This is a genomic window from Nocardia coubleae NBRC 108252, from assembly GCF_001612805.1.
GTDB lineage: Bacteria > Actinomycetota > Actinomycetes > Mycobacteriales > Mycobacteriaceae > Nocardia > Nocardia coubleae.
This window is the reverse complement of sequence record NZ_BDBD01000011.1, coordinates 190832-205204: the sequence shown is the minus strand read 5'-3', so window position 1 is coordinate 205204 and position 14373 is coordinate 190832. Positions and strand designations below refer to the sequence as shown.

General features: G+C 68.2%; 15 protein-coding genes. 8 read left to right on the top strand and 7 right to left on the bottom strand.

Annotated elements, in window-relative coordinates:
• Positions 1 to 56 precede the first annotated feature (56 nt).
• From NCO8_RS31225 to NCO8_RS09920, 4 genes are all read right to left on the bottom strand, one after another.
• Positions 57 to 971, bottom strand: coding sequence for a hypothetical protein (locus NCO8_RS31225; RefSeq protein WP_157104861.1), 915 nt, complete (start codon positions 969 to 971; stop codon positions 57 to 59).
• Between the two features lie 133 nt (positions 972 to 1104).
• On the bottom strand, positions 1105 to 3201 hold the full coding sequence (locus tag NCO8_RS09930) for an MMPL family transporter (RefSeq protein ID WP_067638358.1): 2097 nt from the start codon (positions 3199 to 3201) through the stop codon (positions 1105 to 1107).
• Between the two features lies 1 nt (position 3202).
• The gene (locus tag NCO8_RS09925; protein ID WP_225279939.1) at positions 3203 to 3733 is read right to left on the bottom strand and encodes a WKL family lipoprotein; all 531 of its coding nucleotides are present in this window, start codon (positions 3731 to 3733) and stop codon (positions 3203 to 3205) included.
• Positions 3734 to 3739: 6 nt separating this feature from the next.
• Positions 3740 to 4084: a hypothetical protein gene (locus NCO8_RS09920; RefSeq protein WP_067638354.1), complete on the bottom strand. Its 345-nt coding sequence runs from the start codon at positions 4082 to 4084 to the stop codon at positions 3740 to 3742.
• A gap of 166 nt (positions 4085 to 4250) precedes the next feature.
• On the opposite strand from NCO8_RS09920, the gene NCO8_RS09915 reads away from it, so the two are divergent.
• Genes NCO8_RS09915 through NCO8_RS09905 form a run of 3 tightly spaced genes read left to right on the top strand, consistent with a single transcriptional unit; the run spans position 4251 to position 6561 of the window.
• The gene (locus NCO8_RS09915; protein WP_067638352.1) at positions 4251 to 5246 is read left to right on the top strand and encodes a YncE family protein; all 996 of its coding nucleotides are present in this window, start codon (positions 4251 to 4253) and stop codon (positions 5244 to 5246) included.
• The gene (locus NCO8_RS09910; RefSeq protein ID WP_067638350.1) at positions 5246 to 5473 is read left to right on the top strand and encodes a DUF5703 family protein; all 228 of its coding nucleotides are present in this window, start codon (positions 5246 to 5248) and stop codon (positions 5471 to 5473) included. The genes NCO8_RS09915 and NCO8_RS09910 overlap by 1 nt, the downstream gene beginning before the upstream one ends.
• Positions 5474 to 5481: 8 nt before the next feature.
• On the top strand, positions 5482 to 6561 hold the full coding sequence (locus NCO8_RS09905; RefSeq protein ID WP_067638349.1) for a quinone-dependent dihydroorotate dehydrogenase: 1080 nt from the start codon (positions 5482 to 5484) through the stop codon (positions 6559 to 6561).
• A 3-nt stretch (positions 6562 to 6564) separates the two neighbouring features.
• Here NCO8_RS09905 and NCO8_RS09900 read toward each other — a convergent pair whose 3' ends face one another.
• Positions 6565 to 6951 carry a hypothetical protein gene (locus NCO8_RS09900; protein ID WP_067638347.1) on the bottom strand — a complete coding sequence of 129 codons (387 nt, stop codon included), beginning with the start codon at positions 6949 to 6951 and terminating at the stop codon, positions 6565 to 6567.
• Between the two features lie 215 nt (positions 6952 to 7166).
• On the opposite strand from NCO8_RS09900, the gene NCO8_RS09895 reads away from it, so the two are divergent.
• The 3 genes from NCO8_RS09895 (at position 7167) to NCO8_RS09885 (ending at position 11338) form a co-directional block, all read left to right on the top strand.
• Positions 7167 to 8648 (top strand): PfkB family carbohydrate kinase, encoded by a 1482-nt coding sequence (locus NCO8_RS09895; protein ID WP_084456842.1) that lies wholly within the window; start codon positions 7167 to 7169, stop codon positions 8646 to 8648.
• A gap of 54 nt (positions 8649 to 8702) precedes the next feature.
• A complete protein-coding gene (locus NCO8_RS09890) occupies positions 8703 to 9380 on the top strand; it encodes a GTP cyclohydrolase II (RefSeq protein WP_067638345.1) in 678 nt (225 codons plus the stop codon).
• A gap of 131 nt (positions 9381 to 9511) precedes the next feature.
• Positions 9512 to 11338, top strand: coding sequence for an AMP-dependent synthetase/ligase (locus tag NCO8_RS09885; protein WP_067638343.1), 1827 nt, complete (start codon positions 9512 to 9514; stop codon positions 11336 to 11338).
• A gap of 48 nt (positions 11339 to 11386) precedes the next feature.
• Here NCO8_RS09885 and NCO8_RS09880 read toward each other — a convergent pair whose 3' ends face one another.
• Positions 11387 to 11914, bottom strand: a complete 528-nt coding sequence (locus NCO8_RS09880; RefSeq protein WP_067638340.1) for a YbhB/YbcL family Raf kinase inhibitor-like protein — start codon at positions 11912 to 11914, stop codon at positions 11387 to 11389.
• Positions 11915 to 11953: 39 nt separating this feature from the next.
• The gene (locus NCO8_RS09875) at positions 11954 to 13315 is read right to left on the bottom strand and encodes a M20/M25/M40 family metallo-hydrolase (protein WP_084456840.1); all 1362 of its coding nucleotides are present in this window, start codon (positions 13313 to 13315) and stop codon (positions 11954 to 11956) included.
• A 100-nt stretch (positions 13316 to 13415) separates the two neighbouring features.
• On the opposite strand from NCO8_RS09875, the gene NCO8_RS09870 reads away from it, so the two are divergent.
• Positions 13416 to 13745 carry an ArsR/SmtB family transcription factor gene (locus NCO8_RS09870; protein ID WP_067638335.1) on the top strand — a complete coding sequence of 110 codons (330 nt, stop codon included), beginning with the start codon at positions 13416 to 13418 and terminating at the stop codon, positions 13743 to 13745.
• Between the two features lie 11 nt (positions 13746 to 13756).
• Positions 13757 to 14365 (top strand): SRPBCC family protein, encoded by a 609-nt coding sequence (locus NCO8_RS09865; RefSeq protein ID WP_067638334.1) that lies wholly within the window; start codon positions 13757 to 13759, stop codon positions 14363 to 14365.
• Positions 14366 to 14373: the final 8 nt, after the last annotated feature.

Below are 14373 nucleotides of genomic sequence, written 5' to 3'. Positions count from 1 at the left end.
GCACCCTCTACCGCGGCCGACAGTTGGTCGACAGGTGTAACCGGCGGGGGCTGGTCCTACCGGAAACCGCCGCCGAATCCACCGGAGTAACCACCACCGGAACAGCCGGAGTAGCCACCACCTCCGTCGCCCCCATAGGTGCTGGAGGGGCCGTAATACTTCCCGGATCGTCGCGGCCTGCTCGGATCGTGTGGATGCGGATCGATCAGCTCACCGGTCAGCGCCTGCCACCCTTCGGCCTCACTCGAATACCTGTCCGTCAGTGCCCGCCGGGTTTCGGCACCCCACAACACCTGCGTATACGGGTGGTGTTCGCGCTCGGCACGCAAGGCTTCCTGCACTTCGGCCACGGTCAGTTCGCCCTCCGCCCCGAGAATGGCGTCCAGTGAGGACAGGTAGATCCAGAAGGTGCGCGCATTCGAGTAGTCGGTGATCTCGTAGGCCCACTGCGCCCCGGTGGCCGCGTCCAGCGCCGCGGCACGACGCGAACGGATGCGCTCGCGCTCGCGCTCTCGTTCTTCCTCACGCCGCCGCTGTTCCTCTTCGATACGCTGCCGTGCGCGTCGGTGCTCTTCTTCCAGGAATTCGGTCAGGTCGCCGGTACGTTGCTTGTACTCCGCGATCACCCGGTGGAACTCGGCGCGCAGTTCGGCCGCGTGCGTATCGTAGTTCGCGCGCAGCCGCCGGTTTCTGCGCGCGTACCGCAGCGACCACAACAGGGTCCCGCCGAGTGGCGGCTCGAGGTGCGCACCCACTTCCCGTGCGCGCGCCTGTAATTCGCTGATGGCGCCGACCAGATCCTCGGTCGCCGTACGCCACCGGTCGTAGTCGCTGTCGGAGATCGCGGTGTCCGGGTACGCATCCGATCGGAAGCCCGGATCGCTCACGCACGCGAGATAGTCGTGGTCCCGGATCAGTTCACCGATCACATCGAGGTGCCGATTCTCGACCAGGTTCGCGAGTGTGCTCACGTGTACCGTGCGGCCCATACCTCATTGTGACAGAACTACGTTGTCCGACACGGCCTTTCACACGGGCTGATCCACATGATGACCCCGTGGTCGACCGCACCCTCCGCGCCGGGGCCGACCGTCGGGTTCTCCCTCACCGCCAGATGATCTTGAGCAGGGCGGGGGTGAGCACCATGCGGATGATCGTGGCGTCGATGATGAGCGCGACGATCATCCCGTAGGCGATGTACTTCATCAGCACCAGATCGGAGAATCCGAACGCACCGGTCACCACGATGAGGATGGCGGCGGCGGAGGTGATGACCCCGCCGGTGTGTGCGACGCCGTAGCGGATCGATTCGGTGGCATCGGCACCGGAGGCGCGTTTCTCCGCGATGCGTGAGAGCAGGAATACCTCGTAGTCGGTGGACAAACCGAAGATGACCGTCACGATCAACGCGACCACCGCGAACATCAACGGCCCGGGCGTGAACTCGAAGACCCCTGCGCCGTGCCCTTCCACGAAGATCCAGGTCAGCACACCCAAGGTCGACACCAGGCTGAGTGCGCTCATCGCCACGGCCTTCACGGCGAGGATCACCGAGCGGAATGCCACGATCATCAAGGCCAGGGCGGCGGCGACGAGAATCGCCAGCAGCAGTGGCAGCCCGTCGATCAACCCGTTGATGCTGTCGCGTTCCAGCGCCGGAATGCCGGCGACCATGATCTCGACGCCCGGTGGTGCGGGCAGTGCGCGCAAGGTGTCGATCACCCGGTCGGCGTCGCGTTTGTCCCCGAGCCCGGCCGAGAGCACGTTCACATCGTTCTTCGTTGGCGCGGCCGGTTCGAACCGCCCGGTCAGACCCGGGACCTGGTTGGCCTCGAACCGGATGTCGCTCAGTTGCTGCGGCGAGGCGCCGACCACCACCAGTTTCAGCGGTTCGGTGCGGAACCCCGGGAACAGCCGGTCGAAATCCTCTTGCGCCACCCGGGCGGGGTTGTCGGCGGCCAGGTACTTCTCGCTGATCCCGCCGAACTCGATGTGGCGCAAGGGGATACTCAACGCCAGCAACCCGAGCACGATCGGGATCACCACCGCCCACGGCCTGCGCATCGCCCAGACCGCCAGCCGGGAGAAGAATCCGGCATCGATCTGAGCCTCGGTCTTGGTGCGGGAGAACCGTTTCCACCCCAGCCAGTCGATGCGCCGCCCGGCGATACTCAACGCGGCGGGAAGCGCGGTCACCGACAGCACCGCCGCCAGCATCACCGCCGAGATGCCACCGTAAGGCACCGAGCGCAACACCCCGTTGGGGAAGATGAACAGCGCGCCGAGACTGAGCGCGATGATGCCCGCCGAGAACTGCACGGTGCGCCCGGCGGTCGCCACCGTTCGGGCGGTCGCTTCTTCCACGCTGCGTCCGGCGGCCAACTCCTCCCGGAATCTGGTCACCGTGAACAGCCCGTAGTCGATGGCCAATCCGAGGCTGACCAGCGTCATCACGGCGCTGGCGAAAACATTCACCTCGATGTGGTCGGTGAGCACCCGCAGGATCCCCGAGGTGCCGAGGATGGTGAGCCCACCGATCAGCACCGGCAGCAACGCACCGATCACCCCGCCGAACACGAAGTACAGCAGGACCGCCACGATCGGCAACGCGATGATCTCCGCGCGCCGGATGTCGTGCTGCATCCCGATGTTGATGCCCTCGACCACCGGCTGCAACCCGGCCAACTGCACCGTCGTCCCACCGGGCCCGCCGCCGGGCACACCGGCGTTCAGGTGCGGTTTGAGTGCCAGGTAGTTGTTGACCGTTGCCGTGCCGCCGCCACCGGCCAGCCCGATGCTGGCGAAGGCGTGCTGTTTGGTGGGGTCGGAGGCGTTCGCCGAGAACGGGCTGTCCCAGTAGCTGTCGATCTTGTGGATGCGCTCGCCGTGCTCGGCACGTAAACCGTTGAGGGCGGCCAGGACCGGGCCGCGCACCGCCGGATCGTCGACGGTGGCGCCGGCCGGGGCGGTGTAGATGACGATGAGGTCGCCGTCGGTGTCGCGCCCGAAGGTGTCGTCGGCCAGTTTCGACGCGGCGACCGACTGGCTGTCCTCGTCGAACCAGCCCTCCTGGGTGTAGCGACCGGCCAGGTCACGGCCGTACCACCCGGAGATTGCCACCGCGAGGACGAACAACCCGAGCACGAGAAAACGATGCCGGTGGACGAACCGCCCCCACCGCATCGACCGCGATTCCCGCATCTCAGCCGCAGGCGGCGGTGCGATAGTCGGCCGAGCGCAGGATGCCGCACAGATCGGTGCGCGAGATCTTCCACTTCCCGTCGATCAGCACGAAATGCACGATGGTGGTGCGGACATTGGTGCCCGACCCGTCCTTGTCCAGGCGCATGGTCGCGGTGAGCGTGCCGTCACGGTTGTCGAACACCGGGTCCACGACCCCGTACACGGCGTGCGGGTTGTCGCGCAGCGCCTTGTACATGTCGGGGATCGCGTCCTTGAACGCGGCACCGTCCTCGATGAGAGCGGTGCGTTCGTCGTCGGGCAGGTTGGGGTCGAGCGCGCGTTTGATCTGCGCGTCGAGTTCGGCGGCGGTCGGCAGCGGCACGTTGGCCTTGCTCGACGAGATCGCGACCGAGGAGGACAGGGAGGCGTTGGCCGAGGACCGTGCGGCGTCGACCGAGGCCTCGTCGGTCCCACCGCAGGCGGTGAGGACGGCGAGGGCCGTGAGGCAGGCGGTGGCCGCAGCGGCCCTGGCGAAAAGTGTGGAAGACATCACCATCTACATACCATCAATGACGGCACCGATCCGGCCGAGGATGCCGCGAACACTGGTTTCGGGTCGATGCACGGGTTGCGCGTGCTCGATCAGGTCGCGCACGAACGCGACGACGCTTCGCTCGTCGTCGAGGTCGATATCGGTGACCTGCGCGCCGGCCTGGGCCACCACATCGGCCGAGCCGGGCACGGTTTCGCCCAGGTCGGGGCGGTATATCTGGACGGTCAGGGTGGCGCGCCGGGTGCGGAAGGCGAAGGGCCGCCCGTCGTCGGTGGTGCCGAAACCGTGAGCGAACGGGCCGAGTGAGAGGTCATCGATACCGAAACCCGACGCGGTGGGCTCGGTCATCGTGTGTTCTCCTGCCGCTGCGAGGGGCGATCAGTTGTCGACACGTCAACAGTAACGCGCGTCACCGACGTCGCGGCGCGGGCCACCCGGTCGGAGCTACTGGTGAGTCATCATGGTCAGATGGTGATCTGCGGTCATCTCGTGCGGAATTGAAGGAGTTCGGTGCATGCGCCTTCGTGGCTCGGTCGCCTCGACGTTGCTGGCGGCACTTGTGGTGGCCACCGGTTGCGCGGGTGAGGACAGCGGTCCCTCTGTGCCGACCCGGGAACCGGCGACCGCCGCGGTCTCGCCCGTCGTGGCAGGTGTCCCGGCCGGGAGTGTCACGCCGCTGTCGGCAACGAAAGCGCTACTGGCCGAACGGGCGACCGGTCGGCTCGCCGCGCTCGACACCGCGGGCACGACGCTCGCCCTGATCGACTCGGCGGGCACCCAGCGGGTCGCCCTGCCCGTCGCGGGCGCCGCCCTGGCACAGGGGACGGCCGGAGAGGTGCTCGTCGCCGCCGACCGCCGGGTGCTGCGGGTGCGTGCCGATTCGGGCGCGATCACCGAACTGCCCGTCGAGGGTGACGTGCGCAGTGTGCAGATCCGGCCCGATGCGAGCCTGGTCGTCGGCACCGCCGACGGCACCGTCCGCGTCCTCGACCCCACCGGCGTCGTCACCCGCACCGTCACCGGTCTGGTCTCGGCCGACGCGCTCGCGGTCACCGGCGACGCCATCACCGTCCTCGACCGCAAACAGACCGCCGTCGTCGGTGTCGGCACCGACGCGCTCGGCCTGATGCTGCGCGCGGGCGACGGCGCGACCAATGCCCTTGCCGACCCGCACGACCGTATCCTCGTCGCCGATACCGACGGTGGTGAACTGCTCGTCTACTCGGCCGGTCCGCTCGTGCTGCGTCAGCGGTTCCCGGTAGGATCGGCGCCTTACGCCCTGGCCTACGATCCGCGCTCGGACACGGTCTGGGTGTCGTGCACAGAGAGCAACGAGGTCGTCGGGTACGACCTGTCGACCGGCATCGGTGTCGAGGTCGACCGCTTGACCACCGTGCGTCAGCCCGACGCGATCACTGTCGACGAACGCACCGGCGACCTGTTCGTCGCCTCGGCCGCGGGCGAGGGTCTGCAGCGGATCGGGGCCGGACAGCGGAAGAGAGGGCTGTGATGGCGACTCCCCCGAGCTGGGAAACCAGCAACGACGACTACGAATACGTGCCGCTTCGCCTGCCACCGGAGGTCACCCGGGTCTCCGCCTCCATGCGGTTGGCCATCCAGGCCGAATTCGGTGGCTGGGAACTGTCGCGGGTGCGCGCCTACACCGACGGCAGCCGCCGGGTGTTGTTGCGCCGCCGCAAGACCGCCGTCCTCCCTGTGCCCGAACCCGGATTGTGAGCCGACCCATGTACGCCCTGCTATTACGTTTGATGTTCCTGATCCCGCCGGAGCGGGTGCACCACCTGGTGTTCGCGGCCCTGCGGTTCGCGACCTGGTTCCCGCCCACGCGGTGGCTGGCGCGCAAGCTCACCGTCGTCGAGGACCCGATCCTGGCGACCACCGCGTTCGGTGTCGATTTCCCCGCGCCGCTCGGGCTGGCCGCCGGTTTCGACAAGAACGCCGACGGCGCGAACACCTGGGGGTCGCTCGGTTTCGGGTTCGCCGAGATCGGCACCGTCACCGCCCAGGCCCAGCCCGGCAATCCCGCGCCGCGGCTGTTCCGGGTGTCGGCCGATCGCGGCCTCATCAACCGCATGGGTTTCAACAATCACGGCGCGGCCGCCGCGGCCGCCCGCCTGCACGGCGCGCACCCCACGGTGCCGATCGGCGCGAACATCGGTAAGACCAAGGTCGTCGAACCCGATGCGGCCGCAGCCGATTACGCCACCAGCGCGCGCCTGCTCGGTCCGCTGGCCGACTTCGTCGTGGTCAACGTGTCCTCCCCCAACACCCCCGGCCTGCGCGATCTGCAGGCGGTCGAATCGTTGCGCCCGATCCTGGCGGCCGTGCTCGAGGTGGTGTCGGTGCCGGTGCTGGTGAAGATCGCCCCCGACCTGTCCGACGACGACATCGACGCCGTCGCCGACCTCGCCGTCGAGCTGGGTCTGGCCGGCATCGTCGCCACCAACACCACCATCCGCCGCGACGGCCTGAAGACTCCCGCCGCCGAGGTCGAGGCGATGGGCGCGGGCGGGCTGTCCGGCGCCCCGGTGGCCGAGCGTTCCCTGCAGGTCCTGCGCCGCCTCTACGCCCGCGTGGGCGACAAGCTCGTCCTGATCTCGGTGGGTGGTATCGAAACCCCCGAGCAGGCCTGGGAGCGCATCCTCGCCGGTGCCACCCTGCTGCAGGGCTACACCGGTTTCATCTACGGCGGGCCCTTCTGGACCACCCGCATCCATCGCGGCATCGCCGCCAACCTGCGCGCGGGCGGTTTCACCTCGCTGGCCCAAGCCGTCGGCGCCGAACACCGCACCGCGAAGGCCTGAACCTCACCCGTAGTACACCTTCCGCGCACGGTCGCCGTGCGGCAATTTCGGCGGCCCCCACCCGACCCGGCGGTCGGGCGGATCGTGGAACGATTCGCCCGCGGGTTCGCGACCGGCGCGGGCGTCGAGTCGTTTGGCCAGTTTGATCAGCGCCTGCTGCCACATCATGCCGAGGATGTCGGCGCGGGCGCTGATCTCGGCGTGGGCGATGCGGTCGTAGGCCATGCCGAGATCGCTGACGAGTTCGTCCAGTTCCATGCCCGCGCGAGCCTGTTCCGTGGTGAGCAGATAGCCGGGCAACCAGCTCAGAGTCCAGGAATCGGGGCCGACGCGTTCGGCGTATTCCGGTGTGCGGTCGCTGCGCATGGTGTCGTCGGTGCGGAAAATCATCGCGGACCTGCCTTCCCCGGCGGGCGCTTCACCTGTCCGGGTGTCCGGCGGGGCGGGCGCTCCCCCGTAACCCAGTGTGGCATTTGCCTTTTGTCCGGGTCAATTGCCATTGTAGAGAGGTAATTGCCGCAAACCGGGCGTGGCAAACCCGGCATTGTGGCGATCGCAGTCCGGCGACCGCGTGGTCGCGGGTCGTCAGGTGACGGGAGGCAGACATGTCGATGGTTCCCCAGGACGCCCGTATCGCCGCTATCCGCAGCATCCTCACGCGCCTCGGCAAATACTCCGGCCTCAGCGCGGAACGCTTGCGCCACACCGAAATCGACGCCGCGCCGCTGCTCGAGCTGCTGTCGGTGCGCAGGCACGCCAGGCGCACCGGTGACAGTGTCGAAGCCGCGATCCTGCCGGTGGTGCGCGAGGTCGCCCAGTGGCTCTCCCCGACCGATCGGCTCATCGTCGATGCCGCCCTGTGTCTCGGATTGTGGCGGGACCGGCCGGGCGTCGGTGTCGATGTCGATCGCCTGTATGCGGACAACCTCGGCGAACGTCGAGAGGCCTTGACCGAACAGTGGGTCGCGTTGCACACCCTGCTCGATGTCGACCCGATCCCCGAGACTCCCACCGTCAAACGTCTGCGCACCGTCGCCGAACACGCCGCGTTCACCGCGCTGGCCGGGCTGCTCGCCGCCGACTCGGGCTATCCGATGGCTCAGCCCGCCGCGCCCGCGCCGACCGCGCCGCCGCCCGCCCAGCGCGGGGTGGTGACGGTGTTCGGTGACGCGGTGATCGACCACCTGTACCGAGTGGACGACTTTCCCACCGCGACCAGCGCGGCCAGCGGCAGCTTCACGGGTCATCCCGGCGGCAAAGGCCTCAATCGGGCGGTGGCGGCGGCCCGGCTCGGCATCGACGTGCACCTGGTGTGCGCGGTCGGCGACGACGAGTACGGCCGCCGCATCCGTGAGTTCCTCGAAACCGAGCGCGTGCACCTGGATCTGGTGAAGGTGGTCCTGTTCGCGCCGTCGCTGGTGACCGCCGTCGTGCTGGCTCCCAACGGCGAATCGCGGATGATCGGCTGCCGCGACACCCGCGTGCAGTTGCAGGACGAGGACCTGCACCGCCCCGAACTGCGGGCCGCCCTCGAGTCCTCGGATGTGGTGATCCTGAGTTTCGAGCAGCCCCCGGCGGTGATCGAACAGGTGCTGGCCACGGTGTCGCAGCTGCAACCCAAACCGCCCGTGATCGTGTGTCCCACCCCGTCGATGCCGGTTCCCCAAGGGCTGTATCAGCATTTCGGCGCCGTCGACTACCTGGTCGGCACGGCCGCCGAACTCGCCGCGCTGTTGCCCGACGTGCCCGCCGAGTCCGGCGACGACATCGCCCGGTTACTGCGCGGGCTCGGCGTCGGCACCGTGTGCACGGTCGAGAACTTCCACTGCGTGGTCGCCTCCGACACGGTGGACACCGTCATCGATCACTTCCCCCAGGTGCTCAAGGCCTCCGTCGGTGCGGCGGCGGCGTTCACCGGGGCGCTGGCGCATCGGCTGGTGAACAGCCGAACCGCGCTCACCGCAGCCGATTTCACCTGGGCCACCGCCGCGATGATTCCGACCCAGAAGCTGGGCGCGGTCGCGGTGACCATGCCCGGTGTCGACGACATCGACCGCATCGTGCGCCTGTACGCGCCGCGCGCCTGATCCGGGGGTAAAGTCGCGGCGTCGCACCGCACCCCGTCCCACCTCGGAGGATCGTTGACCATCCTGTCGTTCGGCAGTGCCGCGAGCACACGCGCCGGGTCCGACACCGCCCACCGTTTGGGCCGTGCGGGCGGGCAGCTTCCGGTTCGGGTCGTCGAGATCGCCGACCTCCACGACGGCGGGCATCTGCTGGTTTTCGGCGAGCCCGGCGACGGGTGCCTGGTGCGGCTGCATTCACGCTGCCTCTACGGCGAAAGCCTGGGCTCCGACGACTGCGACTGCGGCGCCGAACTGCGCACCGCGATGGACCGCATCCAAGCCGAGGGCTGCGGTGTGCTGGTCTACCTGGAGCAGGAGGGGCGCGGCGCCGGCCTGATCTGGAAGGCCAGGGGGTACCGGGAGAGTGAATTGTCGGGCGCCGACACGTTCCAGGCTTATGAGCGCCTCGGCCTGCCCGCCGACACCCGTCGTTTCGCACCCGCCGCCGACGCGCTCGCCGAGCTGGGCTTGCGCCGGGTACGCCTGCTGACCAACAACCCCGACAAGTGCCGGGCACTGACCGATGCGGGCATCGATGTGGACCCGGTACCGCTGACGATCACCCTTTCCTCGACCCGCGGCAGACGGTATCTGCAGGCCAAACGCGTGCACCGTCACCACACCATCCCCGTCGACGATCAGGTCACCGGCACCCGCCGCCGGATGTGGTGGTGGCCCGGTCGCCGCAGGTAAACGCCCCGGGATTCCCGATATCCGGCTACGATATGTGAGCCGTGCCACTTTTGACGCCTTCGCCTCGAGATGATGCGAGGAAGGTCGTCTCATTGGTTCGGCACTTCAGCTCGGCCTATGGGAACAGGGATATGACAGAGATCGGTTTCGCGCACGCTTCCGGGGTCACGGTGCACACCGTACCCGCCGCCTTCCAGCAGACCGCCGCCTTGCGGCCCGGCCAGATCGCGCTGCGCACCGTCGGCGGCACCCAGGAGATCACCTGGTCCGAATACGCCGCCCGGGTGCGCGCCCTGGCCGCCGGCCTCGCGAAACTCGGTGTCGGACACGGCGATTCGGTGGGCATCATGCTCACCAACCGGCCCGAGTTCAACCTGGTCGACACCGCCGCCCTGCACCTGGGCGCCACCCCGTTCTCGGTGTACAACACCAGCTCGCCGGAGCAGATCGCGCACGTGTTCGCCAACGCGGGCAACCAGGTCGTCATCACCGAGCAGGCCTTCCTCGATGCGATCCGGGAATCCGGCGCCGAGATCGCGCACACGGTCCTCGTCGACGGCACCGCCGAGAACACCGTGTCACTCGCCCAGCTCGAATCGGACCCGCTGCCGGACTTCGATTTCGACGCCGCCTGGCAGGCCGTGGAGCCCGGTGACCTGGCCACCCTCATCTACACCTCGGGCACCACCGGCCCGCCCAAGGGCGTGGAGCTCACCCACAGCAATGTGATCGCCCAGGTCGTCGGCCTGGTTTCCGGCCCGCTGCCGGTCGGTTTCGACGACCGCGCGGTGTCGTATCTGCCCGCCGCCCATGTCGCCGACCGCATTTCCGCGCACGCGATCAGTCTGCTCACCGGTGTGCAGATCACCACCGTCCCCGACCCGCGTGAGATCGCCGCCGCCCTGCCCGACGCCCGCCCGACGGTGTTCTTCGGCGTGCCACGGGTGTGGCAGAAGATCAAGACCGGAATCGAGAACAAGCTCGCCGTGGAACCGAGCCCGGTGAAGAAGGCGCTGGCCAACTGGGCGATCGGTGTCGGCGTCGCCGACGCGCGCGCCAAGCTGGCGGGCGAGGGCTCGTCGCTGCTGCTCGGTGTGCAGCACAAGATCGCCGACGCGCTGGTGCTGTCGAAGTTGCGTGACGCGCTGGGTTTCGCCGAACTGAAGGTCGCCGCCTCCGGTGCCGCCCCGGTGCCGCCGGAAACCCTCGAGTACTTCCTCGGACTCGGTTTCTCGGTGAGCGAGGTGTGGGGCATGTCGGAGACCTCGGGTGTCGGCACGTTCACCGAGATCGACAAACCGCGCCCCGGTTCGGTCGGTCGCGTCATGGACGGGGTCGAGTTGCGGTTGGACGCCGACGGCGAGGTCCTCATCCGTGGCCCGATCATCACCCGCGGTTACCGCAACATGCCCGACAAGACCGCCGAAGCCATCGACGACGCGGGCTGGCTGCACACCGGCGATGTGGGCACGCTCGACGCCGACGGCTACCTGCGCATCGTCGACCGCAAGAAGGAGCTCATCATCAGCGAGGCGGGCAAGAACATCGCCCCCTCCAATATCGAGAACGCCATGAAGGCGGCCTCGTCGATGATCGGTCAGGCCGTCGCGATCGGCGACGCCCGCCCCTACATCACCGCCCTGGTCATGCTCGATCCCGATGTCGCCGCCCTGCGCGCCAAGGAATTCGGTGCCACCGACGCCACCCTGGCCGAGCTGTCGCGTCGCCCCGAGATCATCGAGGAGGTCAAGGAGGCGGTGCTCGCGGGCAACCGCAAGCTGTCGCGGGTGGAGCAGGTGAAGCGGTTCCACATCGTCGAGACGCTGTGGGAGCCCGGTGGTGACGAGCTGACCCCGAAGATGTCACTCAAGCGCACCCCCATCGCGAACAAATACGCCGACCGGATCGCCGAGCTCTACGCGGCCGAACCGCCCGCGGGCGTCGTGAACGTGAAGTAGGTCCGAAAGAACCGGTGGCCCCGCATCCGTGCGGGGCCACCGGTGTTTTCAGTGCTGTTCGTAGGTGCCGACGAGGGTGGCACGACCCAGCGTGTGGAAGAACAGGTTGAACCCGAGGTAGGCCGGGGTGGCATCGGGGCCGACTTCGAGTTCGGGCACGTCGACGGCGTGCACGACCACGAAATACCGGTGCGGCCCATGACCTTTCGGCGGACCCGCGCCGACGAACCCGGGGAACCCACCGTCGTTGCGCAACGACACCGCACCGGTCGGCAGGGTGCCGCCCTCGCTGCCCGCACCGGTGTCGAGCGAGGTCACCGAGGCGGGGATGTTGGCGACCGCCCAGTGCCAGAACCCCGACGCGGTCGGGGCGTCCGGGTCGTACACGGTGACTGCGAAACTCTGTGTGCCCTCGGGGAATCCCGACCAGCTCAGCTGCGGGGAGATGTCCTTGCCACCCGCGCCGAACACCCCGGAGACCTGATCGTTGGCCAGTGGCTGCCCGTCGGTGATGTCGGTGGAGGTGAGGGTGAACGACGGCACCTTCGGCAGCGCGTCGTACGGGTTGTAGGTCATAGCGGCCTCTCTGTGTTGTTGGCGGCTGGGCCCGCGGGTTCAGCTGTTCAGCAGGAAGTGTTCCAGCACCCGGGTGCCGAATTCCAGGGACTGCACCGGTACCCGTTCGTCGACGCCGTGGAACAGGGCGGTGAAGTCGAGGTCAGGCGGCAGCTGCAGCGGCGCGAAACCGAAGCAGCGAATTCCCAAGCGGGCGAACGCTTTCGCGTCGGTTCCGCCGGAGAGCATGTAGGGCACGGTTCGCCCGTTGGGGTCGTTGGCCAGCACCGCGTCGTTCATGGCGTCGACGAGGTGGCCGTCGAAGGTGGTTTCGTAGGAGTCGAGTTTGGTGATCCACTCGCGTTCCACGTCGGGGCCGATCAGTTCGTCGACCTCGCGTTCGAACGCGGCCTGACGCCCCGGCACCACCCGGCAGTCGACCACGGCCTCGGCGGTCTGCGGAATCACGTTGGCCTTGTACCCGGCCGAGAGCATCGTCGGGTTGGCGGTGTCGCGCAGCGTGGCACCGATGATGCGGGAGATGGTGCCCAGCTTGGCGAGCTGACCTTCGATGTCGGGACTGTTCGGGTCGAACTGTAGGCCGGTTTCCTCGGTGACGGCGGCCAGGAATTCGGCCACCGAATCCGAGAGCACCACGGGGAAGGTGTGTTTCCCGAGCCGGGCCACCGCGTCGGCCAGGATGGTGACCGCGTTGTCCTCGTGCAGGAACGACCCGTGACCCGCGCGAGCCTTGGCCCGCAACCGCATCCAGCCCAGGCCCTTCTCGGCTGTCTCCACCAGGTACAGCCTGCGTTCGGTGCCGTCCGGGCGCGGCACGGTCAGCGAGAACCCGCCGACCTCACCGACGGCTTCGGTGACGCCGTCGAACAGGTCGGGCCGATTGTCGACCAGCCACTGTGAGCCCCATTTGCCGCCGTTCTCCTCGTCGGCGAGGAACGCGAAGACCAGGTCTCGCGGCGGCACGGTGCCTTCGGCCTTGAACTGGCGCGCCAGCGCCAGGGTCATCCCGACCATGTCCTTCATGTCGATCGCGCCGCGCCCCCACACGTATCCGTCCTGCACGGCGCCCGAGAACGGGTGCACGCTCCAGTCGGCCGCTTCGGAGGGAACCACGTCGAGATGTCCGTGGATCATGAGCGCACCCCGGCTCGGGTCGGCCCCGCGCAGGCGGGCGAACACATTGCCGCGCCCCGGCGCTCCCGATTCGACGTACTCGGTCTCGTACCCCACTTCCTGCAGTTGCGCCGCGACCCACTCGGCACACTCTCGTTCGCCCTTGGTGGTCGCGAGCTCACCGGTATTGGAGGTATCGAACCGGATCAGCGTACTGACCAGCTCCACCACCTCGTCTTCCGCGCGAGACCGTCGATCGACTCCAGAACTTTCGCCAGATGCCACCACGCCCCTTTCCTACCACTGTTGGTCGTCTCGACGCGCCCCGCGTGGGCATCACCCCCGTGTTTAGATGCTGACTTAATTAAATCTGTGCTTAAATAAGGGGGTGCACGCTTTGGACATCCTCGGGGATCCGGTTCGCCGCCGGATTCTGGAACTGCTCGCCGCCGGTGAATGCGGTGCAGGCGCGATCAGTGACGCTGTGCGACAGGAATACCCGATCTCCCACCCCGCGGTGTCACATCACCTGCGGGTACTGCGGGAGAACGGGTTCGCGACCGTTCGCGCGGAAGGCACCCGGCGCCTCTACGCGGTCGACAACGCCGGTATGCGTCAGGCCGACGAATGGCTCGACCGGTTCCGCCACCTGTGGCAGACCCGGCTCGACGCCCTCGACACCGAGATCGCCCGCGGCAAACGCGAGCGACGCAGCTGAAGGAGACAGCAATGCTCGACATCATCGATCAGATAAATCGCACCATGACGGACCTCGGGCCGTCGAAACAGGTGCGGCTCGCACGGACCTACGACACGACCACCGAGGATCTGTGGGACGCGTGCACCGACCCGCACCGGCTGTCACGGTGGTTCGAGCCGGTCAGTGGCGAGCTGCGGGAGGGCGGCCGCTACCGGCTCGACGGCAGCGGAACGACCGGCACCATCGAAGAGTGCGTCGCGCCGACACGGCTGCGCATCACCTGGGAGTACGGCGACGACACGAGCGTGGTCGAGGTGACGATCACCGGCACCGAGGATGGGGCGACCCTCGAGCTCACGCACTCCGTGCCGGACAACGAACATTGGCGAACCTTCGGCCCCGGCGCCACCGGCGTCGGCTGGGAAACCTCGTTCCTGGCAGTGGGTTTCTTCCTGTCCGGTGACGACAGGGCGACCCCGGCGGAGCTGGAAAAGCTGCTGTCCACACCGGAAGGCGCCGAGTACATCCGGCGCGCCGCGAGCGCCTGGGGCGACGCGCACACCACTGCCGGAACCGATCCGGCGACTGCCCGCACGGTCGCCGACCGCGTGGCCTGCTTCTACACCGGCGCCGAGTAGCGACGAGC

What these genes read in the sequence shown, in the direction of transcription:
- NCO8_RS09900 (WP_067638347.1), bottom strand. Translation starts at nt 6,951, where the DNA reads ATGATTTTCCGCACCGACGACACCATGCGCAGCGACCGCACACCGGAA.
- NCO8_RS09910 (WP_067638350.1), top strand. Translation starts at nt 5,246, where the DNA reads ATGGCGACTCCCCCGAGCTGGGAAACCAGCAACGACGACTACGAATAC.
- NCO8_RS09885 (WP_067638343.1), top strand. Translation starts at nt 9,512, where the DNA reads ATGACAGAGATCGGTTTCGCGCACGCTTCCGGGGTCACGGTGCACACC.
- NCO8_RS09920 (WP_067638354.1), bottom strand. Translation starts at nt 4,084, where the DNA reads ATGACCGAGCCCACCGCGTCGGGTTTCGGTATCGATGACCTCTCACTC.
- NCO8_RS09895 (WP_084456842.1), top strand. Translation starts at nt 7,167, where the DNA reads ATGTCGATGGTTCCCCAGGACGCCCGTATCGCCGCTATCCGCAGCATC.
- NCO8_RS09925 (WP_225279939.1), bottom strand. Translation starts at nt 3,733, where the DNA reads ATGTCTTCCACACTTTTCGCCAGGGCCGCTGCGGCCACCGCCTGCCTC.
- NCO8_RS09930 (WP_067638358.1), bottom strand. Translation starts at nt 3,201, where the DNA reads ATGCGGGAATCGCGGTCGATGCGGTGGGGGCGGTTCGTCCACCGGCAT.
- NCO8_RS09880 (WP_067638340.1), bottom strand. Translation starts at nt 11,914, where the DNA reads ATGACCTACAACCCGTACGACGCGCTGCCGAAGGTGCCGTCGTTCACC.
- NCO8_RS09905 (WP_067638349.1), top strand. Translation starts at nt 5,482, where the DNA reads ATGTACGCCCTGCTATTACGTTTGATGTTCCTGATCCCGCCGGAGCGG.
- NCO8_RS09865 (WP_067638334.1), top strand. Translation starts at nt 13,757, where the DNA reads ATGCTCGACATCATCGATCAGATAAATCGCACCATGACGGACCTCGGG.
- NCO8_RS09915 (WP_067638352.1), top strand. Translation starts at nt 4,251, where the DNA reads ATGCGCCTTCGTGGCTCGGTCGCCTCGACGTTGCTGGCGGCACTTGTG.